Genomic DNA, 25667 nt, shown 5'->3' on the forward strand with positions numbered 1-25667 from the left:
CTTGCCGCCAAATATCAGCGGCAAGCGATCAGCCTTCTCTATAGACCACCCCGGTACCGCCTTGAGGATAAACCCATGTAAGGACACCCGCCGGTGCAACCTGGAAGCAGGTGCCGCATTCCAAGCATGCGGCGTACACGACTCTAATGGTTCCGTCAGCTCCGACGGAATAGACGTGTGCGGGGCAAATCCGTTCAAGCAACGAACCTGCTCCCGTCGATTGCGCCAAAGCCTGGTCGACCGCAATATGAGATTTTCCTTCGTCAGGTTCGAAGTGGTTTAGGGCTAAGCGTTCAGTTACCGGTGGTATCAGTTTAGTATTGCTCATAGCGCTTTCCCTCCCGCCATAGCATCAAGAAGTACACGACCCAAACCGACCGGAGCTTTGCGAAGCACACTTAAAGCTGTTTGCCCCAAGCGGCGACGTGGGGTAGTGTCAAGGTTATACACACCAAACATGATGTCGGCGATGATGTCGCCATATGTGTTATACAGCCGCGGATTTTCCATGAAGCTTGGTGCATTAGCAAAGGTACGCATGTCCTGCCCGCAAAACGAGTTCTTCAGTTCTGTGTTGTAACGGCCAAGAGCAGCTTTAGAGTAGTCTCCAGCCTTAAGTGCCGCATCAATTGCTGTTGCAGCGGCAATCCCCGAACCAGCTGCCAGATCCATGCCCCGAACTGTGAAGCCCGTGTTAAGCGCGAACCCTGCGGCGTCACCGACGATGACTAAACCGTCGTGGATCAGATCGTGAACCATCGCATTGCCACCCTCAGGGACGAGATGGCAGCCGAACTCTAGCAGTTCCCCGCCGCGCAGCAACGGCGACACTGCCGGGTGGTTAAGTAAACTATCATGGACATCAGATGAAGACAAGCCACTTTTTATTAAGTCATCCAGTCTAAGCACAACACCGATTGAGACCGATTGTAAGTTGGTGTACATAAAGCCACCACCACCTACGCCCTGTGTGCACTCGCCGACAAACGAATAAGCGACCCCCTGATCGCCGGTAATCCCCCAGCGTTCCTCGATAGTTTCTCGAGGCAAACCGATGACAGACTTAACGCCAAGGGCGAAGTGTTTATTGGGCTCTTTTGCTCTCAAGCCAGCATCGCGGCTAATAAAAGAGTTGACGCCATCAGCAGCAACAACAATGTGTGCTGTCATTTCATCGTCGCCAGCTTTAATCCCGACAACCCGGCCATCTTCTTTGAGCAGTGAATCGACTCTGAAACCAGGCATGATTTCCGCGCCGGCATCCACGGCTTGCTGAGCAAGCCAGGGGTCAAACTTGGCTCGCAGCACTGAGACCGCATTAACTGGCTCGGCTAAGCGTTGGTCAAAGTAGTCGACATTCACAGCAGCACTTGAGGTAAGAAAACTCATGCAATTGCGGACGATGCGCCGTTCGACAGGTGCCTTATCCGCAAAACCTGGAAATATGTCTTCCATTACCTGGCAGTAGAACACACCGCCAGAGAGGTTTTTTGACCCGGGCTCACCGCCGCGTTCAACCACAAGCACAGAATGTCCAGCCGCAGCAAGACGGTAGGCAGTGACACAACCGGCCACTCCGGCACCGATGACAATAACATCGAAGTCTACGGCATCGGAAACTGTCACGATTATACGCCCCCCAAAGTACTCGCGATGTGACGGGCTGCGATGCGACCAGAGGTGTAGGCAAAGCCATTGGCTGCGCCGGGAATCTCCATGTTGTACGAATCACCGTAGAGACCGGTCGCATCCAAACCAACTGCGTACAAACCAGTTATAGGCCGGTAATCTTTGTCAACAGCCTGCATGTCAGCATTGATGCGAATGCCGCCAGCCGAGCTCATCATGCCGGGAGCCATACTAATTGCATAGAAGGGAGCAGATTTAAGCGGCCGCAAGTAGCGCGCTTGTTTGAAATACTTGGAATCTTCACCTGCGTCACAGGCAGCATTGTATTCGGCTACAGTTTTAGCCAGTACAGTCGGATCCACACCAATCTGCTCAGCCAGCCCTTCGATGGTATCTGACTTCCAAGCAACGCCGTCAGCAACATCTTGGTCAACTTCGGTGCGCAGGCGGTTCAACGGACGACCGTACACGACGAATTCTCCAATTGAAATTTCAGAACCATCTGTGATTAAGCGCTTGATGTCCGCCTCGTCAAGCAGCGCGTATATCAGGCCATCCGGCTGTTTACCCCAGACAGGACCGATGTCACCGATGTTCTCGGCGATGCCCTCGTTAATGAACCGTTTAGCGGTCTTGTTCACCCACACACACGGTTGACAGCCCGCTGCGCCGCTATGGGAGTCCATAGCCTTGTTGCGAGCGCCGACGGCAACCAGACCGCCACTTACGATATTGTTAGGATCGGCTCCGGCCGCCAACGCCATGTTAAGACCGTCGCCCACGTTTTGAGCCGGGGTGAGCACGTTCATGTTGTGTGCGCTTTGCGCAAACCAAGTGTACTTAGCGACCAATTCGGGATTGTTGCCAATGCCACCGGTGGCAAGCACAACAGCCTTACCGCCTACCCGCAACTGTTCATTGTTAGCTGTGTCCTGGGCAACTACCCCCACAACCGCACCATTATCCATAATCAGTTCTTTGACCGGTGTCGCAGTGAAAATATCCACACCTGCCTTCTCGACGGCTGCAAGCAGTATTTCCTGGCATTGTGCGCCCAGCCCTTCTGGAAGATGGAAGCACCACAGCTCGCTTGGATCATCGTACGCGGCAATTCTTACATCTTTATAGACAACCCCAAGCGACTTGAGAATATCAATCGTTTCAGCAGAATTTTCGATAAACGCCCGGACAACATCGACATCGGCACGATAGTGGCTGTACGAGTTAAATTTTGCATATGCCTCGGCCTTTGTGGGAAAATGGTACTTGGGATTCGAGGGCACACCACGAGCTATTTGTTCACTGGATTCGAAGGCAGCTGTGCCCTCGGCATAAATGGAGGTGCCACCGGTCTCAGACATCTTCTCAAAGATAACGACCCGTAAGCCTGCTTGGGCGGCAGTGAGCGCTGCCGATTTCCCGGCGGCACCGCTGCCAACAACGATTACATCGTACTCGGTGTCGAAAGTTTGCACTTTTTTTGTCATATCTTTCACCTCTCGTCATTTTTTAGCATTTCTGTCATGCCTCTTTTTAGGTCTGAGATAGGTTATTCACAGTCTTTTTCATCTGTTCGACAGCGCTGCTGTCAAGGCCGGCACAACGGCTTTTAAATCGCCGACGATACCGTAGGTACATTTATTGAAGATAGGCGCCTCAGGATCATTGTTAATGGCAACAATCGTTTTGGCTCCACGCACACCCATCATGTGCTGAGGTTGGCCGGAAATGCCAACTGCCAAGTAAAAACGGGGTGAGATACGCTGGGTCGATGATCCGACAACACGGGAATGTTCAAACCACCGATAGTCGTCACACAAGGGCAGGGTACAGGCCAACTCGGCGTGCAACACGCTAGCCAGTTCTTTGGCAAGGGCAAGGTTGTCCTTTTCGCAAAGGCCAAGTCCAAGGCCTACCACCCGCTCTGCGCTCGCCAGCTCTGCGCCGCCTGCCTCTACATGAGTCGCAACTACCTTAAGGCTGTCCTCAGGCTGCACATTCGCGGCGGTTATTGCGGCTGCAACCGTTGACCGCTCTGCTTCATCCCCGCCTTCGATGATTAATCCGACAATAAAGCCTTTAGTGTCGAGTACTTCAACTGCGCGTCCCTCGGCCACTGACCGCTTTACTACCACCTGATCGCCTTCCAGTGTGACTGCCATGACTGCTGAAGTTATGGCTGCACCCAGTTGAGCTGCAACCGCCCCGACAAGTACCCTAGCAGCAGACGTATTCGCCGCTAAAACAACACGTGGCTTAGCCTCAGCAGCAGCTTTTGCTACGACGGTAGCCCATGCCTCAGCCGGAGTCACATCGTCGGTTTTATACCACACTAAGTCATCGACACCCGCAACCGCCACTGCCTTCGCGCGCTCCCGGGAACCGACAACTACTGCCGTAACCTGACCGCCTAGGCTTTTCGCCATCGCGGTTAATGAACCGGCCGACATATCGTCTGCGATAATAATCCAACTGTCATTGCTCATATCATACACCTTTTTGCTTTCTAAGATTGTCAAATATCTGATGCCACTCCATCATAACGTCCCCTCAGCTTGCAATGCCTGTAGCAATTGGCTCACAGCCTGGCTGGGATTTGAGCCGTCAAACAGCCGCGAAGGCGCGGTTTCAGGCAAATGCGTTCCACGCGATGAGAGAGAGGGCAAGGCGATACCGACTAATTCATCGACTTTCACGGTCGTGACTGGCTTTTTCCTCGCGTTCAACACAGTGCGCATACCCGGCTTATTTTCCTCTTCACGCCGCGCAACTACCCCGAGAACCACCGGTCCTTGGACGGTAACGTCTTGCGTACCTGTACCGAAACGGCGGGTCACGCACAGGCCATCATCTTTCATCTCAACCGAGTCGACTGCCATTAATGCTTGCCAGCCCAATAGACCGGCAAGCATTACCGGAACCGCCGGTTCCCAGGCTGAGTCACCGATTGCAACAACGTCGACGTTCTCTAATGTGCCCACAGCCTTAGCAAGTGCTTGCGCTATGGCCAATGCGTCTGCTGTGACAGGAAGGCCGTCGATAGCGACAGTATGCTGCGCACCGCGGGCAGCCGCGAATGCGACATCGCCGCCAGCCAAGGTCAGACCGACCACTTCGCCATCCGGGCCTGCGGCTTTGCAGGCCACCTGAGCGGCAACATAATCGTCATCGCCCACCCAAGGGGAGGCCGTGCTCCAATCGACCACGCCGTCAGCGCTGACGCGCGCGTCCAGTGGATTGACCGCCCACTTAAAAACTACCACTGACTTCATCAATGTCTCCCCTTCCCTAATTAATGATAGTCTCCTAGCCTTCTACGCCCAAATCACGGGCAACCTCGAGTCCCAAGCCGTTGGCCTCAGGGTACTCGTTGAGTGCTATCTCAATGCCGTGTGTAGCCTCCTGGGCCTTAAAGAGGATTTCCTTCATGCCACCATGGTTGATCCTTACGTCCGGCTTCAGTCCGAGTTTAGCAAAATGGCGCTCGGCCTCCTCAATATCGTCCACTCTCAAGGCGATACCGGTGATACCTTCGCCCTTGCGTTCCAAGAGTTGGGTCGCACCAATCGCATCGTCGCGGCGCGTCGGTGACACCAGTTCAAGTCCCCCGCGTCGGGGCAACGCAACGGCAAGACCCGGCCCGGGGTCGTCGAGCGGCCCGTAGAACTCGCAGCCCAGCAGCTCTTTCATGTCTTTCGTGGCTTGATTGATATCTTTCACCACCACCGCGACTCGATCCAATTTTGCTACAAACATTTAAACCACTCCTTTTCACACTTAATTTTACCTGACGAAGGCACGGGCGGATAGCTTCTTTAGGATACTCTTTAGGATACTCTTTAGGATACTCTTTAGTTATTTGAGGTAACCTAGTGCTTACCCGCATTAGTCTGCAAATCAGAACCACCCGTCTAACGGGCCCTGCATAGCATGTGGTATTCTGTTTACGCAATAAAAAGTTTGTCGACAGCCTGACCGGGTTTCTACGCAGCTTCACACACTCTAATAATATCTTTTACTTTTTCAGCGGGCTGCTTATTTCAATAATATCATCCTAGGCAATGATATCATAAAGGATATAACTAAAGTGTATGCTTGGATGCCTTTCGAGAAAGTTTATACCCATATATACTTCACTGCCGCGCTGGCTTACCAGAATCGCAATACATTATTCGGTTAACCAGTGTTGTTGATAACTACTGTTGGCGAATCATCATATGGCGGGTCGCTAGCACTGCTGCCTGAACCCGATTCGTGACCTGCAATTTGCCGGTGACTTGGCTGATGATCTTCTTAATGGTGGTCTCACTCAGATAAAGCTGATGACTGATCTCCGCATTGGACAGTCCTTCGACGAGCAGGGCAAGCACCTCGCGCTCGCGCTTAGTGAGGGCATTAAAAAAACCGTTGTCAAGCGCCGGCACATTGGCCGGCTTGAAAAGCTCTTCTTTGAGGCGAGTGCAAACCGAGCCTGAAAGAACAACTTCGTCGGCTGCAACGCCCCAAAGAAACCCACGGAGCCGGTCAGCGGAGAGTTCCTCGCGAAAACCATACCCCGTGGCGCCGGCACGCAAGGCATCTAGAACGTCAACGGCTTCGCTGCGAGAGGCGATGACGATAACACGCGTCTCAAAATCGTTTGCAGTGATAGCTCGGATTGTCTCGCTGCATTTAACACCCTGCATCCGCACACCCATCAGGATGACCGCAGGGGAATACTCAATGATGAACTTCAGTACCTCGCCGTTGTTTGCGGCCTTGGCAATCAACCGGAACTCGTCCCACTGGTCGATTAGGGCAGCGATACCTTCTGTGAACAGTGTGTCCTCGTCCGCAATCATTACGCTGATTGGCGTAGGCACGATCCGGTGTCGCAAATCCATAAGAACAGGCGACTTGAGGTCAAAAGGCTGCGAATCAGCGGCATCGCGCTGTGTTTGATTGGCGACATCCTTAACAATGCGTTGCGTCTGGTTCTTGGAAAAAACTTTTAGCCGAGTACTCATTTAAACTCCTCCTTCACCAAAAAACCACCTACTCTAAAGAGTCTACACTAACCACAGAGCGACTACGCGCGCAGCTAACTAATCATTGTGGGCTTACTGCTGCATTCCGACCATCTGGGAACCACTTCTTTCATTCGGGATCTCGCCCTGAATCCCGCCTGTTATGAAACGTTAAACCATTTTTTTCGTTCTTCTGCGTGGTCGCTGGAATCCCTTAGGCAGACTTGGCTTCACGTCCAAAGATAGGCAGCTTTTATTTTTATAACTAAAAAGAGGGTTATTCCTGCACAGCTGCCACCATTGCTTTAACGTTTTCTACTTTTGCGTTAAGTGGTACATAGCAAGCAGCTGCTAAAATAAAACCACCTGATGCCCCAAGTTCGTTAACCAATTTTTTAGAATAATTATATACATCTTCTGGTGTCCCAATAGTTAACATAGCAGGAGGAACATCGCCAAAAAGACACATATGATCGCCTACCAATTCTTTCATTTTAAAAATATCAGTTGCATGGTCTGTGCCCGCAATGCATTTTCCTTTTGGCAATTCACGAAATTTCGCTATATCACGATCCCAGCTTCCATCCAGATGCATATAGGCAAACGAGCCTTCTTCAACTATCGTCTCTACCGCCTTTTTATAGTACGGCCAGATAAAACGATTCCATATTTTAGGAGACGATATATCACTGGCGCTTCTCGCGGCTCCAATAAAAGTTGAAAATGGTTTGAGCATTCGAATTTGTTGCCTCAAATTGTTCATTAGATCAACCATTACAACATCTGCCGCTGCTTGAACCTTATCGGGTATTCTGAATAAATCAGTCATAAAGGCAGACATGCCCCGGCCGCCACAAAAAATATCAAAAGGCAGAAATGCAATCGCAGGGCAAAAGGGAAGAATTCCCGCATTCACAAAATTCATATCTGCTTTCTGTAAATCAGCCTTAAAAAAGGTTTGCATATCTGCAGCAGCTTTAGGAATTCGGTTTGTCAGAAAATCCTTATTAAATTCATTCCATCCTTTGTTAATAATGCTGTCATAATCTGCTACCGTCATAGCGCCTACTTCTTCAACCTGCTAGATTTCATTTTCTTTCAATTCACGCCCTGGCAGACTCATGGTACTAAGGTGCGATGCTCCGGTGACATGAGCAATTGGAATAGTACCTAAAGTACCATCAATTTCTCCTAATGCCAGCGCTGACTTTAACATAGTTTCACTGGCCTTATCCAAATCGCTAAGCAAATCAGCCACTGTGATGCCTAAGTGGTGAGCAGCAAAAGAATCAGCGCCTAGTACTACCGGTACCCTATCTGGCTTACCTAAAGACACTGCCGTTGTCAAACGTTCGATTCTTTCTGATAATAACTCCTTTGAACTTTTCATAAAATCCCCTTCATTTTAGCAATTTACACCAAAACTTTACTTGCCTCTTTGTTTAAACAAATATTCTTAGGCGGTATTAGAAAGGCTGATACAGCTTTTTTGGTATCGCAGGAAATTTTATTGGAAAATTCTACAGCAAGAGTTCTCGCCTAGTTCATTCATCTGAACTTAATATCATTTGCAGCTGCGCCGCACTACTACCCTTTGGGAATATTCCCTGCAGACCACAAAATCTTTCATACCTTTGCAAGTCATACCGACTCCCCAGTTATTGTATATACTCTTTTTCTTGTCGGCTCTGTAAGCAAACATCACCGAAAGGTTTTTGCTTAAGTCAAATTTAACGTCTCTTAGAATAAAGGAGTAGTCAACAAAGAAAACGGAAGAATTGGCTACTGTAGGCTGATATTTGTTGCCCATTTTTGCAGCATAAACAATAACCTTTGACGTCTTTGCCGAAATCGATTTTAGCATCGTCTAAATACAACGAGCCGCCATCTGAATATCCTTCAATCAGACCGCCTTTTATCAATGCCAGCTGCATAGGGCCAGTGATCTTTGGAAAGATCCGGCGTTTCCTGCGCTACAAATGCTATTGCGGTAACACAAAAGCAAGTAAACAGAGATAGTGTAAGTAATCTTTTTTCATCATGATCCCCACCTTTCTGTATCATCTTTTCCTTATTGTATCTTAACCACATTTCAAAGACGGTCTGACCCTCTCAGCAGATGCTTAGCTGGTCAAAGCGCTCCGGCAATTCGTTCCACCTCAGCGGCTGTACTCGCCAACGACTGAATTGCAGAAGAAATTTCATTCGCGGCACCGGCTTGTACCTTACTAACCTCGGTAGTAGTATTAATTGTGCTCACAACAGCAGTAATTTCTTTGTGAATATCTTGGAGTATTTTTTTTATTTCATTGACCGAATTCGAGCTATTGACTGCCATTTTTCGTATCTCATCAGCAACAACAGCAAAGCCGCGCCCCTGTTCACCTGCTCTCGCAGCCTCGATAGCAGCGTTTAGCCCAAGCAAATTCGAGTTTGCTGCGACTTCACTAACAAAACGAAAAATACTGTCAGTCTCATTGATTTTGGCAAATACGCTTTCTCCTTTAACTTTCGCATTGTCTAGTTCTTGGGCAAGATTATCAGCCGTATTAACCATCTCCTGGCTACTGCCAGCCAATTCCTCAATAGTCGCAGCAATTGTCTCCGCCGTATCATGAAGTAAATCCTGTTTCCCCATTTCCTCAGTAAAATTGATCATCCCAAGAATTTCGCCTTGATCGTCTATAATTGGAACATTTCTCACTCTCACTTTTACACCTAATACTTCTTTTGGAAGGGTTGATACTGTAGGCTTCCTAGTTTCCCAACACTTAAAAAAGTCTGGGCGGAATTCAAGCTGATCACCAACTTTTGCAACTTTACATATAAATTTGTCTTTTTCGTAAACCGTTGCTCGTACAAACCGTTCTTTGTCAACAATCATAAAACCAGTAGTCGAATTTCCAGCATTAATCAATTCTGCGCATTCAATTAACATCGTCAATTTGTCCAAAAAATCATCTCCTGATTATGGTCTTGCTACAGAATCTTATTTCTTGCCTAGTATAAGCAGGTTATAGGCTACTTGCCATTGCAATTTTATTTGAATATTACAAATTGCATTGCTAGTCATAAATGTATCAAAATTTCACACTATTTACATCGTGTAAAATTGCAGATAATTACGTACATTCATTGTGCATTTTTTTATACTCTCCCATTCCGACGCCAACCTAATCAAAATATATGGCGATAAAATGGCCTGTAAACAAAAAGATTGGCTCATCGCCAATCTTTTGTAAGACAATCTACACCAATCATGCTTCTATGAATTTAGTAATTACAAAGACTTATTTCTAAAAATAAAGGATTGCCTCTTAATTTTCGTGATCAACCCATCCGTTTCAATTAGTTGAATTGTAATTAATTCAACTAATTGATATTAACCTTTGTTTCTATTTTCATATCTACCAAGCTCTAACAATGGCATAAAACTCATCCTCTGATTTTCTCACAACAATGCCGTTCATTAATATTGCCGTTTTCTATACATAAAATCATATGTCTAGTTTTGCCAACAGGAAATTTATTGAAGGTGCTGACACTGATATCAGAGAGCAATTTATGGAAGTCTGTGCCTTTTACGTAATATCTAAGAAACGTATTTAGACCGCCGTGAATATAACTGTTGTCATGCCAACAAGTTCTTCTTTTTCCCAATTCGAATAAAAGAAGGGAATTAAAGGCCAACTTCCATCTTCCAAAGGCATCCATTTGCCTTCTAGACAGGCATACGTGCAGTTTTTAGGACTATTTTGATGGAGTCCAGTGAGATACAGTAATTTTAAAACCTGTACTTTTCATTAGACACAGCCTCAATATTAACTGTATTATTTTTCCTTTTCAAAAAGGGGGTATACCTTTTACAACTAAATCCGGGGAATTCTTTCTACATCAAAGGTTTCATTTCTATATTCACCATTGTAGTATGGAAATCTCGCTACCTTCGCACGAATCTCTTTCTGCGGATGTCCTGGTGTGCCCCAAACAACAATAACGTCTGTTCCTTCTGCTGAATATTCCTCATCAATTGAAGCGAGTGAAATCATTCTACGCTCGTAAAATGCGTATGTCTTACCGGTTGCAATACCCACTTTCTTACCATTAACCACAACATAATCTGCCCGCATATTTACACCAAAAGAAGCATCTGCAATGGCAGAAATGTGTTCAATTTGCTCGTAAGGCTCTACTGCTGTGCCTTTGAACTGCGACATGAATACGTCACCCACATCTTCTGTGTTCCACTCCAGCGTTACCATTTTACGAGCTTTTTTCTTTGAAGCGGCTAATAATGCATCTTTCCCCATAAAATCGTCTTTATCAAAGTTGACAAGGTATCCCCATCCTAACTCATATGGTGTAGCATAAAAGTTTTCTTCATCATCTGACGCACTTCCTAAGTATTTCAATGAAGCAGATATATGTTTAGAGAACTCTGCAAGACCTGCACCGCTAGACATATACGGATACCAAAAATGCTGAAACTGGTTCGGATAGCCACCTGGTGTATGCAAGATAGTTGCATAGTTTCTCGCTCCCTGAAGCTTTCCGCCAAATTCTAATACTACTTCTCTGAGTCTCTTATATGCAGCTTCCGCATGTTCGGCAGCACCATGAACTTCATAAGCAAGCGCGCCGCTCATACCAAGGCGGTATACTACCATATCAGTACCACAGATTTTCACCGTTTTGTTTTGTCCAAACTTAAGGTCATGCAAATCGGTCTGTGTTGCTTTTTCAATAATTTCTAACGATTTTGGACCATCAATTTGGTAGAAGTATTCGTCCGAACAGTACTGACCCTTTACCTCCATGCCACTAGTTTCAAGATAATATTGGATAGCGGGTGCCATCCAGTATGTGCGGTAACTTCCGTCATTTTTTTTGAGAATAACGCCGCTACCCAATAATTGTCCCTTTTCATTACAAATGAGCGCATGACGTGAACCGCCATTTTTCATTTTATGAAAATCCCTGTTCACACAAACAAAATTTAAAAACTTCTCTGCATCTGGACCCGAAATATCGTATACCGGGCTGCTGTTTAGAAAAACTCCAAGAGAAGCAGTCGTCCTTGTAGCCATAAATTCATCTTTTGAACCCGTAAACTCCCAAGGAAGCACATTTCCGCCGAAATCTCTCCATAAACCAAAGGCACCTTCCATGATTGGACTTTCAAGATTAAATTTCATAATATCGCCTCTTTTCTAAATGTTTAGAAATCACTTTCCGAATATAAGTATAGCAAAGTTACCAGCTATATACTTCGTATAAAAATGTAGATATCCGCTATCTCCATTGTGCACTTTCGTCTTTTTGAATTGCAAATTTATTAATTTTTATGTATTATTGAATTTATCAGAACCTTTATAAAAATAATAAAGAGGTAAAACTTATGAAGCTCAATTTACATGTTTTATCAGATGCTTTATCAAATTATAAACACAGATTAGTTTCAGATGATTCCATCGAATTGAATCTAATCGGTATGCGCAACTTCCCTTTTCCTTTACAAAACCTGTCTCCAGAATATATTTATTTTATAGAAGCTTCTGAACTAACCAAACTTGAATCCATACAGAATGATATTTGCTTACTTATTCTGGGTACCATTGACGAAAATTTATTAAAAATTACGCTCCGGCAAGCGATTATTATACTAGATGCCGTATCTCCGTTTGCTATATTCGAAAATATATTATCTGTTTTTGATTTTTACAATCAATGGGACTGTACTTTATCACACTCAATAATTTCAGGAGATCTTATCCAGAAGCAGCTTGATATTTGTGCCGAGGTATTAGAAAATCCAATTGCCTTGTTTGATACATTTTACATTCTAATAGCCCGCTCCGGCTCACTCCCAAAAAACTGTACTGGAACCATCTGGGAACATATACTTGATAAAGGCTACAGTACCATTGAAAATATTCCGCGTGAATACCGACATATTGATGATGAGTGTGTAGAAAAACGCAGGCCGATTATTATTCCTCCACTGGATAATCCTGCAGACCAACGTTCCATGTGCGCAACCCTAATGTGGAACAATATCCCTTTTGCCAAAATAGGTATTAGTAATATTTTAAAAGAATTTACAATCGGGCAACTCTCTCTACTATGGTATATACAAAAAGTATTAGAAACTGCCGCACCTATTAACTCAAACCTACTAACCACTTCAAATGATTCAAGTTTTCTTCTCAATCAATCACTTAGCGGCGAATCGGTAGACCCGCAGCAATTGTCATTTTTTTTGCAAAAACAAAATTGGCTTCCTGATGAAAGTTTTTATGTAGTTGCGTTTTTAAACAAGTATGACAATGAATTTTCGCCTAACAGTTACCAAATTTATTTGATTCATATCCGTAAAAGCTTGTTATTTTCTTATATAACCAAAATTAACAATGTAATTGTAGGAATCTGCCGTCACAAACCGGCAATTGAATCCATTGACACTATACAAAATGGCCTCTCCCCTATTCTAAAGCAAAATGATTTAATTGCTGGTATTAGTATGAAATACACAGGCTATGAATTTCTTCATAGCGCGATGGTGCAAAGCACAGAAGCTGCAAAACTGGGGAAAAATTTACACTCTAATGAAATTTTCTTTTCTTTTCAAACTGTATACATTGACCACATAATGAATGCGTTAGGAGATAAACAAGATATCCGTTATTATTGCCACCCCAAAATTCAAAAAATATTAAAACGTGCCGATCCTTGGGAACTCGAGCTTATACATACACTTTGTATATATCTACTTTATGGCAGAAAACTCTCTGAGACTGCTTCCCATCTTTATATCCACCGTAATACTTTATTAAATAGATTAACTTCCATTGAAAAATTATTAGAACTCTCGTTAGATGACTTAGATGAAATGGCAATACAGATTCTATATATATCTTGTAAAATTTCGGAAGTTTTCAATAAGCATACTAACCTCCAGGCCGCCGCTGCCGCAGGTGGCACAAATAGTAATAAAAATGGGAGAGCGTCACATTCCCGTTTGTGATATGCTGAGCTTCTTTGGTAGCCGTGGTAGTACCCCAAGTTTGGCCACCGCCACCGATACAGCCGCCAGGGCAGCACATAATTTCTACAAATTTGTAGTCGCAGTCGCCTGCTTTGATTTTTTCTAGAATTACACGGGCATTTTTGAGGCCGTTAGCAATAGCGACTTTGACTTTTGTACCTTCAAGGTCTACTTCTGTTTCTTTTACGCCTGTTAATCCGCGGTTATCTTTAAAATCAACATTTGCCAGTTCTTTGCCTGTTACAACTTCGTACACGGTACGAAGGGCAGCTTCCATAACGCCGCCTGATGTTCCGAAGATTACTGCCGCACCGGTGGATATTCCCATCGGATTATCAAATTCTTCGTCAGCAAGCTTATTGAAGTCAAATCCTGATTGTTTGATCATGCGTGCCAGTTCACGGGTAGTCAGCACAACGTCAACATCGCAATAGCCGCTGCCATTTATTTCCAGATGGGTGCTTTCGCGTTTTTTGGCCACACACGGCACAAATCCCGCTTTTCAGGCTTAAAGACCTGGAAGCGGGATTTTGTTTATACTTACGATTTCCACAAATTAGACGGACTAAATGTTCAACTTTGACGGACAAGGTGTTTTTTTCGACCGGAATAACCACGAGCGGGGCATTTTTGCGTTTTTGATGTTTGTCAGCCTTTACTGACTACTACTGCTGCTCTGATCCTTGCTGTGCAGCTTTTTCAGATACGCGCCGACGAACAGACCGCAGGTAGTCTCAATCAGCCACGTCATACCGCAGCCTAAGACGAAAATGATCAGCAGATCCAGTTGATCCCAAGGCTTATCTATGGGGACAAGTTGGAAAGTCTCATAGTTAACTTTTCCCGTCCACCACATTGTGGTGCTGGACGCTATAGACAGGGCAAAAGCTATAAATGTTGCGGGAATCACGTTGAAAACAGTGTTTTTAAGCAATGGACCATGTACGAACATGATCAAGACCATGATGATAAAGTACTCAACAAGGGCAACGGAGAGTTCGCCGAAAGGTTTGAGGAGTGGGGTGGTGATTACCGATATCCATCCCCAAAGCAGACCAACGCTAAAGCTGCAAAGCAGATTGATAATGAACTTTCTCTTGCGCCTTTCATCGTCCAACATGTAGAATAACGCGACGGGCATAAACAGCATCCAGAAAACGCCCACATATTTGTTATCCGGAACTAAGTCAAATATAAGACCACCCACAAAAATCGCTACGGCTGTTCCAAGCGCGACCAGCGTGCCGATTGCAAAACGTGTTTTCTTTTCCATTTCAATTTCTCCTTTCTGAAAATCCGCCTACCTAGGCTGGAATTTATAACTTCCGTCAGGCTGCAGTCTAGTCGGTTTAGGCTGATATTTATACCCGCTGCCCATGATGCTGCTGTTGTTGGGCGACTGAAAGATCGAATTTCCACAGCCGAGCAGAAACAGATAGAGGATCAGTGCGGAAAGCGGGGTATTCCGGTTGATGGTGTCAAGCAGCAGCAGGGAGACGGCGGTGATGCTCATACCCGCGACCGTCAACGGCCGGTAGGTGATCTTATCGGAGAGCCACCCGCTGAAGGGCATGACGACGGCCATGGTGACCGGATAGCCCGAAGGAAAACTCGTGGATGGAAAAGAGCTGCCTGTTGATAATCGGGTTTGTGCTGCACTTCTCAACGAAGATCAGCGCGGCCAACAGGGCGGCGGAGACAATCAGCGTCGGGAGGATGTAAAGCACCGGCAGCGTTCCCTGCTGCACGAGCAAAAGCCCCAGAAACAGCACCAGTATAAAGAGCGCGAATAGCCCCGTGCCCTTGAAATCGTAGGTCTTGTCGCTCTGCCGCTCGAAGATCTCGGGGATGACCGTAAATGCGAGCACCGCGCTAATCAGGCCGATGGGCACGTTGATGATGAAGATCGACGGCCAGCTGAAGATATGCACCAGCACCCCAGCGAGGCTGGGGCCAACGAGGTTCCCGAGCGCCACCATCGTCCCCACGAAGCCGAGCGCACGACCCCGCTCCGTGGCGGGAAAGGTGCCGGTCACGATGCCCTGCGAGAGGGATATCATCACCGAGGCACCGATCGCCTGGATCACCCGGGAGGCGACCAGCAGCGGGGGGTGTGCGAAAAGCTGCACAGCAGCGACCCGGCGGAAAAGACGCCAAAGCCACTTGAAAAGATATATTTCTTCCCATACATATCCGACAGCTTGCCCCAGACAAGCAGCAGGATCGAAATCGTCAGCAGATAGGAAGTGACGACCCACTGGCCTGCATTGATGCTCACCTTCATATCGCTGGAAATGACCGGCAGCGCGATGTTGACGATGTTGTCGTCCAGGCTCGCCATAAAGTTGGAGACGGAGGTAATGACCGGGATAGCCCATTTTCTTCTGTTCGTTAGTTCGTTACTCATTTCTACTCTTTTTATAAGATAATATCTTATTTATGGCAGTTAGGAAAATTTTTGAACCTATTATACAAGTCTTCCGGCAATATAGCCTTCATGTACTGCATCTTGGATTAGACGGGCACTTCTGCAATCACCGGCAGTATAAACTTCAATGTCTGTTTCTTCGTCAATTTGGGTAGCTAATTCTTTTTGCGGGACGAATCCAAGAGAAATAACAATACTATCAACTTCTAATTCACTTCTCTTGCCGGAATTATCAAGAAGAACAGCAGCATGGTCTTTGACACCTACAAGACGATTACCATTAAGAACTTTGATACCAGCTTTAACAATCTTTTGCATATATCCAATACCGCTGACACCTGCATCACGTAAGAATGAATCTCGCGATTTAGACGTAACTATAGTCACATCTTTACCTTGTTCAGCTAACATGTCCGCCGTTTCAACGCCAGAGATACCGCCACCAACAATGACTACCTTTTGACCAGTCGGAGCATTTTTACCTAATACATCCATGGCATAAGTTACGATTTTATTATCAATTCCCGGAATATCTACTGTTCTAATCTTGCCGCCTACCGCAACGATGGCAGCATCAAAGTTTCCTTTTTTGATTGTATCAATAGTTGCTTCTTCCTTAACAACTTTGATATTTAATTTTTTCAATTGAATTTTATAGTATTCAATTAGTAAATTAATATCCGTCTTGTAACTAGGTACTGAAGCTTCAATCATAGCTCCCCCTAATTCACGTTTTTCATAGATCGTGACATTATGACCACGCTGGGTCGCTGTAATCGCAGCCTCTATGCCTGCCGGTCCGCCACCAATAACTGCAACATTTTTAGGTGTTTCTGCCGGGATGATAGCCGGAGCTTCATACTTGTATAATGTAGGATTGACTGCACAATGAGGAACTCTTGAAACTAGTAGCCCTCTATCATGGCATCCGACCATACAATTGATACATGGTTTAATATCTTCCGCTCTTCCTTCTTTAGCCTTTTTAGCCCAGAAAGGATCAGCTAAAACAGGTTTACCTAAACCAATATAATCAATTTTTCCTTCTGCAAGAGCTTTTTCAGCAAATTCAGGAGTTTTAAAACCGCCGGCACACATAACAGGAATATTAACAGCCTTTTTGATCTTGGCAGCATCTTCAAGATTGATACCCCAAGGCAGGAAGATAGATGCACAACGAATTACTTCCGCATGGCTGCCACCGGTGATGTTGATAACGTCTGCTCCGGCAGCTTCACACATTTTAGCGACTTCAATAGTTTCTTCTACTCTAATACCACCCGGTTCATTATCATCACAGCTTAATCTTACTGATACAGGATAATTAGGCCCTGTTTTCTTTTTAATATCTTTGATAATTTCAATCACAAATCTTGCACGATTGTGTAATGATCCACCATACATATCATTACGCCTATTGTTTACTGGCGATAGGAAATTAGATGCTAAAGTTCCACAAGCTGCATGAATATCTACTATGTCAAATCCTGCAATTTTACAACGTCTTGCCGCATCACCATATGCACTTACCATTTCTTGAATTTCTTTAAGCGACAGTTCCCTAGGAATAGCGGCACCAGCTTGATACCAGGGTTCCCATTGGATTGCCGAAGGAGCTACCAAATCATCTCCGCCTACGAAACCAGCGTCTCTGCCCGGATGAGCAATTTGAGCCCCCGCAATGGCTCCATGATATTTGATAGCTTCTGCAAGTAGGCTTAAATTGGCAATCATTGAATCCGTGTGAGCACTTAGACCGACATGATGTATTTTTACCGGGGCATAGGCATCCATGTATACGATTCCTACTCCCCCGTCCGCTGCTTCTGCATATGCAGTAATTTGGCGATCACTTGCTGATCCATCAGGATTTCCCAAGTCAGTCCCCATGGGCATTCTAACAATTCTGTTTTTGATTTCAAGTTTCCCGATATAGCCTTTTTCAAATAATTTTGGATATTTGCTGTTTTTCATTTAAATTTTCCTCCTTTGATTTAGTAATAGCTTGTATGAATAAGAAAGCGTTTTCTTATCCTCCAAAAAATATAAAACACATTTCAAGCACATCGTATTGATATTTCAAAAAACAATAGTGCAACGAAGCACCCTAAATCAGATATTTGATTGAGCAACGTATAGAATTTTCTCGAGCTCTTTCAATGGTTGATCCTTACGTCCGGTTTCAGTCCGAGTTCAGCAAAATGGCGCTCGGCCTCCTCAATGATCGTCCACTCCGAAGGCGATACCGGTGATACCTTCGCCCTTGCGTTCCAAGAGTTGAGTCGCACCAATCGCGTCGTCGCAGTGCGTCGATGACACCAGCGCAAGTCCCCCGCGTCGGGGCAACGCAACGGCAAGACCCGGTCCGCGGTCGTCCGAGCGGCCCGTAGAACTCGCAGCCCAGCATCTCTTTCATGTCTTTCGTAGCTGATTGATATCTCGCACCACCACCGTCACTCGACCCAATTTAGCTACAAACATTTACACCACTCCCTTTCACACTTAATTTTACCTGACGAAGGCACGGGCTGATAGCGTCTTTAGGATACTCTTTAGGATACTCTTTGGGATACTCTTTAGTTGATTTGAGGTAACCTTGTGTTTACCCGCATTAGTCTGCGATAAAAAAAAACCGCGTTTCTACGCGGCCAGAATGTAGACAAATCCCGCTTTTCAGGCTGAAAGACCTGGAAGCGGGATTTTGTTTATACTTACGATTTCCACAAATTTAGATACCATAAACGAAAGGATGTTGGAAAAAGGCGCCAGTAAGCCACGCTTTTTCCTCCACGTTGCCAATTTCTTTAAATTTCATGCACGTAAAAAGAAGCTTGAGGTAATGCTGAACTTTCCTCAAGCCACGATAACGGGTATACCGCATCCCATGCTTTTCTTTCGCGTCTACAAATACTCATTCAATTGTATTGTCGACAGCCTGACCGCGTTTCTACGCAGCTTCACACACTCTAATAATATCTTTTACTTTTTCAGCGAGCTGCTTGTTTCAATAATATCATCCTAGGCAATGATATCATAAAGGATATAACTAAAGTGTGTGCTTGGACGCCTTCTGCATAAAGTTTATACCCATATATACTTCAATGCCGCGCTGGCTTACCAGAAGCGCAATACATTATTCGGTTAACCAGCGTTATTGATAACTACTGTTGGCGAATCATCATATGGCGGGTCGCTAGCACTGCTGCCTGAACCCGATTCGTGACCTGCAATTTGCCGATGACTTGGCTGATGATCTTCTTAATGGTGGGCTCGCTCAGATAAAGTTGATGACTGATCTCCGCATTGGACAGTCCTTCGACGAGCAGGGCAAGCACCTCGCGCTCGCGCTTAGTGAGGGCATTAAAAAAAACGTTGTCAATCGCCGACGCATCGGCCGGCTTGAAAAGCTCTTCTTTGAGGCGAGTGCAAACCGAGCCTGAAAGAACAACTTCGCCGGCTGCAACGCCCCAAAGAAACCCACGGAGCCGATCGGCGGAGAGTTCCTCGCGAAAACCGTACCCCGTGGCGCCGGCACGCAAAGCATCTAGAACGTCAGCGGCTTCGCTGCGAGAGGCGATGACGATAACACGCGTCTCAAAATCGTTCGCAGTGATGGCTCGGATTGTCTCGCTGCATTTAACACCCTGCATCCGCACACCCATCAGGATGACCGCAGGGGAATACTCAATGATGAACTTCAGTACCTCGTCGTTGTTGGCGGCCTTGGCAACCAACTGGAACTCGTCCCACTGGTCGATTAGGGCAGCGGTACCTTCTGTGAACAGTGTGTCCTCGTCCGCAATCATCACGCTGATTGGCGTAGGCATGATCCGGTGTCGCAAATCCATAAGAACAGGCGACTTGAGGTCAAGAGGCTGCGAATCGGCGGCATCGCGCTGTGTTTGATTGTCGACATCCTTAACAATGCGTTGCGTCTGGTTCTTGGAAGAAACTTTTAGCCGAGTATTCACTTAAACTCCCCCTTCATCAAAAAACCACCTACTTTAAAGTGTCAAGCGGGGGTATATTGAGATGTTCTTTAAGATTTGCAAGTCGCTCCCTTCCGGTAATGTCCGTTATTTTGTGTTTTGTATTATCAAAGTCATCTATATATTCATCTTCCCGCTCCCATATTTTATGAAGGTCTTCTTCCATCGAGCATACAGTTAGGGTACATTGAGGATCTAAATTATCATAAGTACTTTTTTATTTAATTCCGCTATATGCAAGCATAGTTTACCAACTCCATCGTTATTATTGAAATCGAAATAATATTCAGACTTTAATTATCTTACTTCGCTAACGATCAATCTCACTCCTTTTATATAAATAAAAAAAATGACCTCTATCTTATTTTTTAGGATTGAGTTCATTTTGTAAGCGTTAACCAAAGGGTACAATAAAAAATAGAACCCCGGCAGAAAAGCCAGAGTTTCATCAAACCATACGTGCAGTTTTCTTGCATACGCCTCTTCGTAAAAGTCATTCACTTTGCAGAAGTGAAACGTATATCTTCGGCTCAGCTATAGGATTGAATTTTAGAAACTTGTTGAATTTAGTCCAGTCCATTTTCTTTTGACTTCTCCTGTTAAGGCTTTGAAAAAGTTCTCTTTGTATATATTGCTTAAAATAGCCTCAATTTTCGAGTATTTCCTGTTACACCATAATAACGGTAGTGTCCTACAAGCTTTTGGTTTAACTTCTTCACAAGTTCGCATTTATCCTCAAAGCCAAATAGCCACTGCTTAGCGGCTGCCATTTGGCTTTGAGGAGAAACACTGGGACAGGAATCATGTTTCAGGATCTTCTAATCGTTCTCGAAACAAGGAGCCTGCCCCCTGCTTATGTGCTCCTTCTGTGATGGCCCCTTGTGTCTGTCCTGTCTCTGTCTCCCCTTATATCTCAATGTCATATTCCTTAATTTTACGGTAAAGCGTCGACCGCGCAACACCAAGTATTTTGGCTGCTTTGTCGGTATTCTTCTCGGTAAAACTCAAGGCTTCCTCGATTGCGTTTTTCTCCAATTCGGCCAAAGTACTTAGATGATTCGTGCTATGCACAAGACCCTTTCGATATATTTCCTGCGACAGATCATAGGCTTCTATTACGTCGCCTTTACAGAGATTGACGGCGTAAACCATGGCGTTTTCCAATTGGCGGACATTGCCGGGCCAAGGACAACTTTGCAGGATGCGCCGGGCTTCGTCACTCAATACGGGAACCCGTTTACCCGGGCTGCAGATCTTCGCGATGAAGTGTTCGGCCAAAGAGAGGATATCGGCTTGGCGGCTGCGTAGCGGGGGAATATCGATCCGTAACACCGCCAGACGATAATAAAGATCATTTCGGAACTGACCTGCCGAGACGGCCTGCAGCAGATCCTTATTGGTCGCGGCGATAATGCGGACATCGACGGGGATATACTTTGCGCCGCCAATGCGCATTATTTTTTTCGTCTCCAGCGCCCGCAGCAGTACCGGCTGTACCTCCATGGGCATGTCACCTATTTCATCAAGAAAGAGCGTCCCGCTGTCAGCCAGCTCAAATTTCCCACGCCTGCCGCTTTTCTCGGCACCGGTAAACGCGCCTCCCTCGTAGCCGAATAACTCGCTTTCAATTAGCGTACGCGGCAAGGAGGCGCAATTGATGGCGATAAAAGGGCCTGCCGGGCGGTGCAGGTTATGGATAGCCTGGGCGAATAATTCCTTCCCCGTACCGCTTTCCCCGATGAGCAAAACATTGGCGCTTGTCGTGGCGAAACTTTGGGCCAAATGCACGGCATTGCGCACTTTGTCGCTGGTGCCGCAGATATCGCTGAAAGAATAGGTAGCCTGTACTTCGCTCTCGTTACGACTTATCCTGTTCGTCTGAAGCAAATGGTAAGTGGCCTGGAGCTGTTCGTCTTTGGCGTTCAGTTCCAGTTGCCGGGTAATTGCTTCCGCCGTAGAGATCACCCAGCCAAGGTAGGAATGGGTGCGCAAATGCTGCATCTGAGCTTCCCCCTGGAGCTCGATGATGGCGAGAGTACCGACAATCTGTTCATCCGCGTTCAGAATCGGTGCAGCCGAAGAAATATGCGTTTCAAAGGAAAACAAAAAGTTGTTCGGCCCGACCAATTGGACAGGTTTTGTGTGCTGGATGCACAGGGAAATTGCATTGGTGCCTATGGTCTCTTCCCGGGCGTAGATGGGGCGGGTATAGCTAATATCATTTTGTCCACAGTCTAGATAGATAAAAGCGCCTGTCTTGTCGGTCAAAGACAAAACATACTTGGAACCGGATAATAAAGGCAAAAGCTTTTTTTCCAGAATAGGAACCGCTGCATTCAGCAAAGTCGTGTTTTTTTCCACTAGTTCCCGTAGATTGCAGTATTTTACTTCCCGCGGCTCAGTATAAGGATTCACAGTAAATTTCTTGGAACGTACCCATGATTGGGCGACTTCCGGTAATATATATTTATTGCCCAAAGGATCCTCCAGACCTGCGAGGAAATGCTTCTTGCAGGAATCAATTTGGGCCAGAGCGGCAGCATTTAATTCGGGATCGAAGATAATATCATTTTCCAAGCTCCTCAATGTTATCACCCCTTAACGACATTATGTAGTACCTTTGAAACTTTGTCAATTTATTATCATTAATTTAGGATTTTGGCTGACCACATTATTTGCGATATAGGAATATTTCTATTTTGCTAACATGAAAAATGGCACGAAAACAGCAACGGAACGACTTTTCACCCCTGGCATGAAAAATGCATGTCCTATTTGCTGATAGCGTAGTACTTTAGGAAAAGGAGGTGAAACGATGAAAAATGAAATCACCAGATCACCGCCTGCTGGCGTTCGAAACTGGCTTTGATTGCTTGGGAACAACAAATCGAAGGTCAATTATGCGTAAGTTGGCATATGTGTTTATTTCCAAGGTCTGTATCTCGATCGTCATTTCTATTGTAGTAAGCATTTTCGATCCCTTAAGCAGTTGGGTTGCCGTCAAAGTGTGCGGAAATCCGTTCTCTCCCGAACTAAGATAAGCGGGTTGCACTAAGAGTAAAAATGAAAGCGGATGTTAAATCATGTGTGGATTTGTTTGTCACCATTGAGGTCGACATTTAAATCTGGGACTTTAAAAGACGAACAAGAAAGAAGTGGTGAGTTTAATGAGTGCAAAAACGAAAGCTGCACCTGCAATTAAGTTGGATACTTTATCCGACGTGAACGACATGGGAAAACCATGGAAGTTCGACGATCCTGATACTGGCCTGCACGTTACCCGTAGCTGTGTCTGGTCTCCTCCAGGCTGTCATCCGGTCGGGTGTGGCGTAAAGCTCTACGTTGACGATGAGGGGAAGCTTGTCAAGGTCGAAGGCGACGAGAACCAGCCTGTCACTCAGGGACGTCTGTGCATGCGCTGTATCGCACTCCAAGACTATGTATACAATCCATCCCGTATTATTCACCCCATGAAACGTGAGCGCCAGTATCGCGGTCAGGCAGACAAATGGGTTGAGATCACCATGGATGAGGCCCTCGATATGATCGAGGAGAACTATTGGAAGACCGTCAAGCAGTACGGACATGAGAGCGTCTTAATTTACACCGGCACCGGGCGTGATGGCGGCGTGACGTCTGGCTCGAATCTCGCTGCTATGACGTTCAACACGCCGAACTACTGTTACACTCAATCTGGTTATGCCTGCTATCTGCCGCGAATGGCTGCAAGTGTTTATGTTTCTGGCATCGCCTATACCGAGATGGATTACGCGGGTACGCTCGAAGGACGCTATGACGATCCCGAGTATGCGATCCCAGAGGTCATCGTCCTATGGGGTAAAGAGCCCCTGGCCTCCAACCCTGATGGCTTGTTTGGCCATGCTGTGATAGACCTGATGAAGCGTGGTTCCAAGGTCATCTGCGTTGACCCGCGTGTCACCTGGCTTTCCACCAAGGCCGCCTATCACCTGAGGCTTCGTGCCGGTACCGATACCGCCTTAGGTATGGCGATGCTCGACACTATCATCAAGGAAGACCTGTACGATCATGAGTTCGTTGAGAACTACTGCTACGGATTCGACGAGTTTGCGGAACGTTGTGCCACCATGCCGGCAGAGAAGGCAGCAGAAATCTGCGGAATCGATGCTGAGGATATCAAGGGAGCAGCGCGTCTATACGCCAATGCAGCACAGGCCACCATTGCCTGGGGTCTTGCCATCGATCAGAAGACAAACGGTCTGCAAAATGGGCATGTCGTTATCGCGCTGACTGCAATCACCGGCAATATCGACCGCCCTGGCGGCCAGTTGGTTGCCGGTGCCGGCACAACTGTCACCGGCGGCGAGAACGAAGACGCCGAGATGATGGCACTCGCGAGAGTCGAAGACGACGAACTGCATATGAAAATGATCGGTATGCAGGAATACCCCGGATACTGCGGTTTCTGCAATAACAGCCATGCGGACATGACATTGTTGGCTTTGGAGACAGACAAGCCTTATCCGGTTCGATTTGCCATGCTCCAGAACTGTAACTTTGCCGCATGTCCCACGGCTGAGCCTGATCGTTGGATCAAGGCAAACGCCAAGGCGCTGGATTTCTGCTTCGCCTTAGACTGCTTTATCACCCCCTCGATCCAGTGTACGGCTGATCTGATCCTACCTCTTCAAACCACTGCTGAGAAGCTTACGGTTGTATCTGTCAACTATGGCGCTACACCCGTTTATCGCGGTTTCGAGAACAAGGCAATAACGGTCGGCGACTGCGTTGGAGATGCCGAATTCGCGTATCTCATGGGAGTCCGTCTCAACCCTGAAAAGTTCGAGAAAATGAATATCCATAGTACTGAGGACTTCTTAAGCCGTGTATGGCTTGGCAAGGAGGATTTCGACGAATTAAAGACAACCGTCATCAACCAGTACGACCATGAGTACTTCAAGTACAAGAATGGTCATATGCGCTCTGACGGCGAGCCGGGCTTTAACACTCCCACCGGTCGTATCGAGCTGTGGTGCAGTGCCTATCAGCAGTTTGGCGATGACCCGCTGCCGTACTACGAAGAGCCGCATTACAGCCCCAATAGTGAATCCGAATATATGAAAGATGAGTATAGGGAGAAGTATCCCTTTGTCTTGACCACAGGGGCTCGTATCTATCCCTTTTTCCATTCGGAATGTCGACAGGTCCCGGTTCTCAGGGAGATCAACCCTAATCCGCTAGTCGAGATTAATCCTGAAGCGGCGAATCGCCTTAATATCATCGATGGACAATGGTGTAGGATCTATAACATGTTTGGCGAATGTTACCAGAAGGCCAAGGTCACCGTAGCGGTAGATGAACATACCATCCACCTTCAGCACGGTTGGTGGTTCCCTGAGGAGGAACCCAGTGCTCCGTCCCTGTTTGCTACCCTGCGCTCCAACCCCAACAACCTGATTCCAAGCTTCCACAACGGGAAAATCGGTTTTGGCGCTCCCTTTAAGTCCATCATATGCAACATCGAGCCTACCGACAAGAACTTTGATGTCGATATGCAGATGATCCAGAAAAATTTTGGAAGGGTGAAGTAA

General features: G+C 46.2%; 21 protein-coding genes and 1 pseudogene. 2 read left to right on the forward strand and 20 right to left on the reverse strand.

What is annotated here, in order from left to right; all coding sequences use genetic code 11:
- Window positions 1-28 precede the first annotated feature (28 nt).
- The 11 genes from ACZ449_RS10735 to ACZ449_RS10785 all read right to left on the reverse strand — a co-directional run bounded on the left by ACZ449_RS10735 (window position 29) and on the right by ACZ449_RS10785 (window position 11830).
- Entirely contained in the window at window positions 29-328 is a 300-nt protein-coding gene (locus ACZ449_RS10735; RefSeq protein ID WP_464261002.1) for a ferredoxin family protein, read from the reverse strand.
- Window positions 325-1626, reverse strand: coding sequence for an FAD-dependent oxidoreductase (locus ACZ449_RS10740; protein WP_464261003.1), 1302 nt, complete (start codon window positions 1624-1626; stop codon window positions 325-327). The genes ACZ449_RS10735 and ACZ449_RS10740 overlap by 4 nt, the downstream gene beginning before the upstream one ends.
- A 2-nt stretch (window positions 1627-1628) precedes the next feature.
- On the reverse strand, window positions 1629-3116 hold the full coding sequence (locus tag ACZ449_RS10745; RefSeq protein WP_464261004.1) for an FAD-dependent oxidoreductase: 1488 nt from the start codon (window positions 3114-3116) through the stop codon (window positions 1629-1631).
- Window positions 3117-3194: 78 nt separating this feature from the next.
- Window positions 3195-4115 carry an electron transfer flavoprotein subunit alpha/FixB family protein gene (locus ACZ449_RS10750; protein ID WP_464261005.1) on the reverse strand — a complete coding sequence of 307 codons (921 nt, stop codon included), beginning with the start codon at window positions 4113-4115 and terminating at the stop codon, window positions 3195-3197.
- Window positions 4116-4166: 51 nt separating this feature from the next.
- Entirely contained in the window at window positions 4167-4901 is a 735-nt protein-coding gene (locus ACZ449_RS10755; protein WP_464261006.1) for an electron transfer flavoprotein subunit beta/FixA family protein, read from the reverse strand.
- Between the two features lie 34 nt (window positions 4902-4935).
- On the reverse strand, window positions 4936-5385 hold the full coding sequence (locus tag ACZ449_RS10760; protein WP_464261007.1) for a VOC family protein: 450 nt from the start codon (window positions 5383-5385) through the stop codon (window positions 4936-4938).
- 440 nt (window positions 5386-5825) lie between these two features.
- Entirely contained in the window at window positions 5826-6635 is an 810-nt protein-coding gene (locus ACZ449_RS10765) for a LuxR C-terminal-related transcriptional regulator (protein ID WP_464261008.1), read from the reverse strand.
- Window positions 6636-6912: 277 nt separating this feature from the next.
- Window positions 6913-7695 carry a uroporphyrinogen decarboxylase family protein gene (locus tag ACZ449_RS10770; protein ID WP_464261009.1) on the reverse strand — a complete coding sequence of 261 codons (783 nt, stop codon included), beginning with the start codon at window positions 7693-7695 and terminating at the stop codon, window positions 6913-6915.
- A gap of 21 nt (window positions 7696-7716) precedes the next feature.
- Entirely contained in the window at window positions 7717-8025 is a 309-nt protein-coding gene (locus ACZ449_RS10775; RefSeq protein WP_464261010.1) for a hypothetical protein, read from the reverse strand.
- Between the two features lie 741 nt (window positions 8026-8766).
- Window positions 8767-9588: a methyl-accepting chemotaxis protein gene (locus tag ACZ449_RS10780; RefSeq protein ID WP_464261011.1), complete on the reverse strand. Its 822-nt coding sequence runs from the start codon at window positions 9586-9588 to the stop codon at window positions 8767-8769.
- 916 nt (window positions 9589-10504) lie between these two features.
- On the reverse strand, window positions 10505-11830 hold the full coding sequence (locus tag ACZ449_RS10785; RefSeq protein ID WP_464261012.1) for a hypothetical protein: 1326 nt from the start codon (window positions 11828-11830) through the stop codon (window positions 10505-10507).
- A gap of 203 nt (window positions 11831-12033) precedes the next feature.
- On the opposite strand from ACZ449_RS10785, the gene ACZ449_RS10790 reads away from it, so the two are divergent.
- Window positions 12034-13659 carry a PucR family transcriptional regulator gene (locus ACZ449_RS10790; RefSeq protein WP_464261013.1) on the forward strand — a complete coding sequence of 542 codons (1626 nt, stop codon included), beginning with the start codon at window positions 12034-12036 and terminating at the stop codon, window positions 13657-13659.
- Here ACZ449_RS10790 and ACZ449_RS10795 read toward each other — a convergent pair.
- From ACZ449_RS10795 to ACZ449_RS10835, 9 genes and pseudogenes are all read right to left on the reverse strand, one after another.
- Window positions 13583-14161, reverse strand: coding sequence for a [Fe-Fe] hydrogenase large subunit C-terminal domain-containing protein (locus tag ACZ449_RS10795; RefSeq protein WP_464261014.1), 579 nt, complete (start codon window positions 14159-14161; stop codon window positions 13583-13585). The two genes, ACZ449_RS10790 and ACZ449_RS10795, sit on opposite strands and share 77 nt — an antisense overlap.
- A gap of 174 nt (window positions 14162-14335) precedes the next feature.
- Window positions 14336-14953, reverse strand: coding sequence for a DUF1097 family protein (locus tag ACZ449_RS10800; protein WP_464261015.1), 618 nt, complete (start codon window positions 14951-14953; stop codon window positions 14336-14338).
- Between the two features lie 27 nt (window positions 14954-14980).
- Entirely contained in the window at window positions 14981-15265 is a 285-nt protein-coding gene (locus ACZ449_RS10805) for a hypothetical protein (protein WP_464261016.1), read from the reverse strand.
- A complete protein-coding gene (locus ACZ449_RS10810) occupies window positions 15225-15767 on the reverse strand; it encodes an MFS transporter (protein WP_464261017.1) in 543 nt (180 codons plus the stop codon). The genes ACZ449_RS10805 and ACZ449_RS10810 overlap by 41 nt, the downstream gene beginning before the upstream one ends.
- The gene (locus tag ACZ449_RS10815) at window positions 15764-16087 is read right to left on the reverse strand and encodes an MFS transporter (protein WP_464261018.1); all 324 of its coding nucleotides are present in this window, start codon (window positions 16085-16087) and stop codon (window positions 15764-15766) included. The genes ACZ449_RS10810 and ACZ449_RS10815 overlap by 4 nt, the downstream gene beginning before the upstream one ends.
- Window positions 16088-16147: 60 nt before the next feature.
- Window positions 16148-18082, reverse strand: a complete 1935-nt coding sequence (locus ACZ449_RS10820) for an oxidoreductase (RefSeq protein WP_464261019.1) — start codon at window positions 18080-18082, stop codon at window positions 16148-16150.
- Window positions 18083-18781: 699 nt separating this feature from the next.
- Window positions 18782-19019 (reverse strand): annotated as a pseudogene (locus ACZ449_RS10825) (transposase); the annotation flags it as partial.
- 250 nt (window positions 19020-19269) lie between these two features.
- Complete coding sequence (locus ACZ449_RS10830; protein ID WP_464261020.1) at window positions 19270-20079, reverse strand: LuxR C-terminal-related transcriptional regulator; 810 nt, start codon at window positions 20077-20079, stop codon at window positions 19270-19272.
- 924 nt (window positions 20080-21003) lie between these two features.
- Complete coding sequence (locus ACZ449_RS10835; RefSeq protein WP_464261021.1) at window positions 21004-22674, reverse strand: sigma-54 interaction domain-containing protein; 1671 nt, start codon at window positions 22672-22674, stop codon at window positions 21004-21006.
- A gap of 590 nt (window positions 22675-23264) precedes the next feature.
- Here ACZ449_RS10835 and ACZ449_RS10840 point away from each other — a divergent pair.
- Window positions 23265-25667: a molybdopterin-dependent oxidoreductase gene (locus ACZ449_RS10840; RefSeq protein WP_464261022.1), complete on the forward strand. Its 2403-nt coding sequence runs from the start codon at window positions 23265-23267 to the stop codon at window positions 25665-25667.

Source organism: Desulfosporomusa polytropa, from assembly GCF_055380075.1.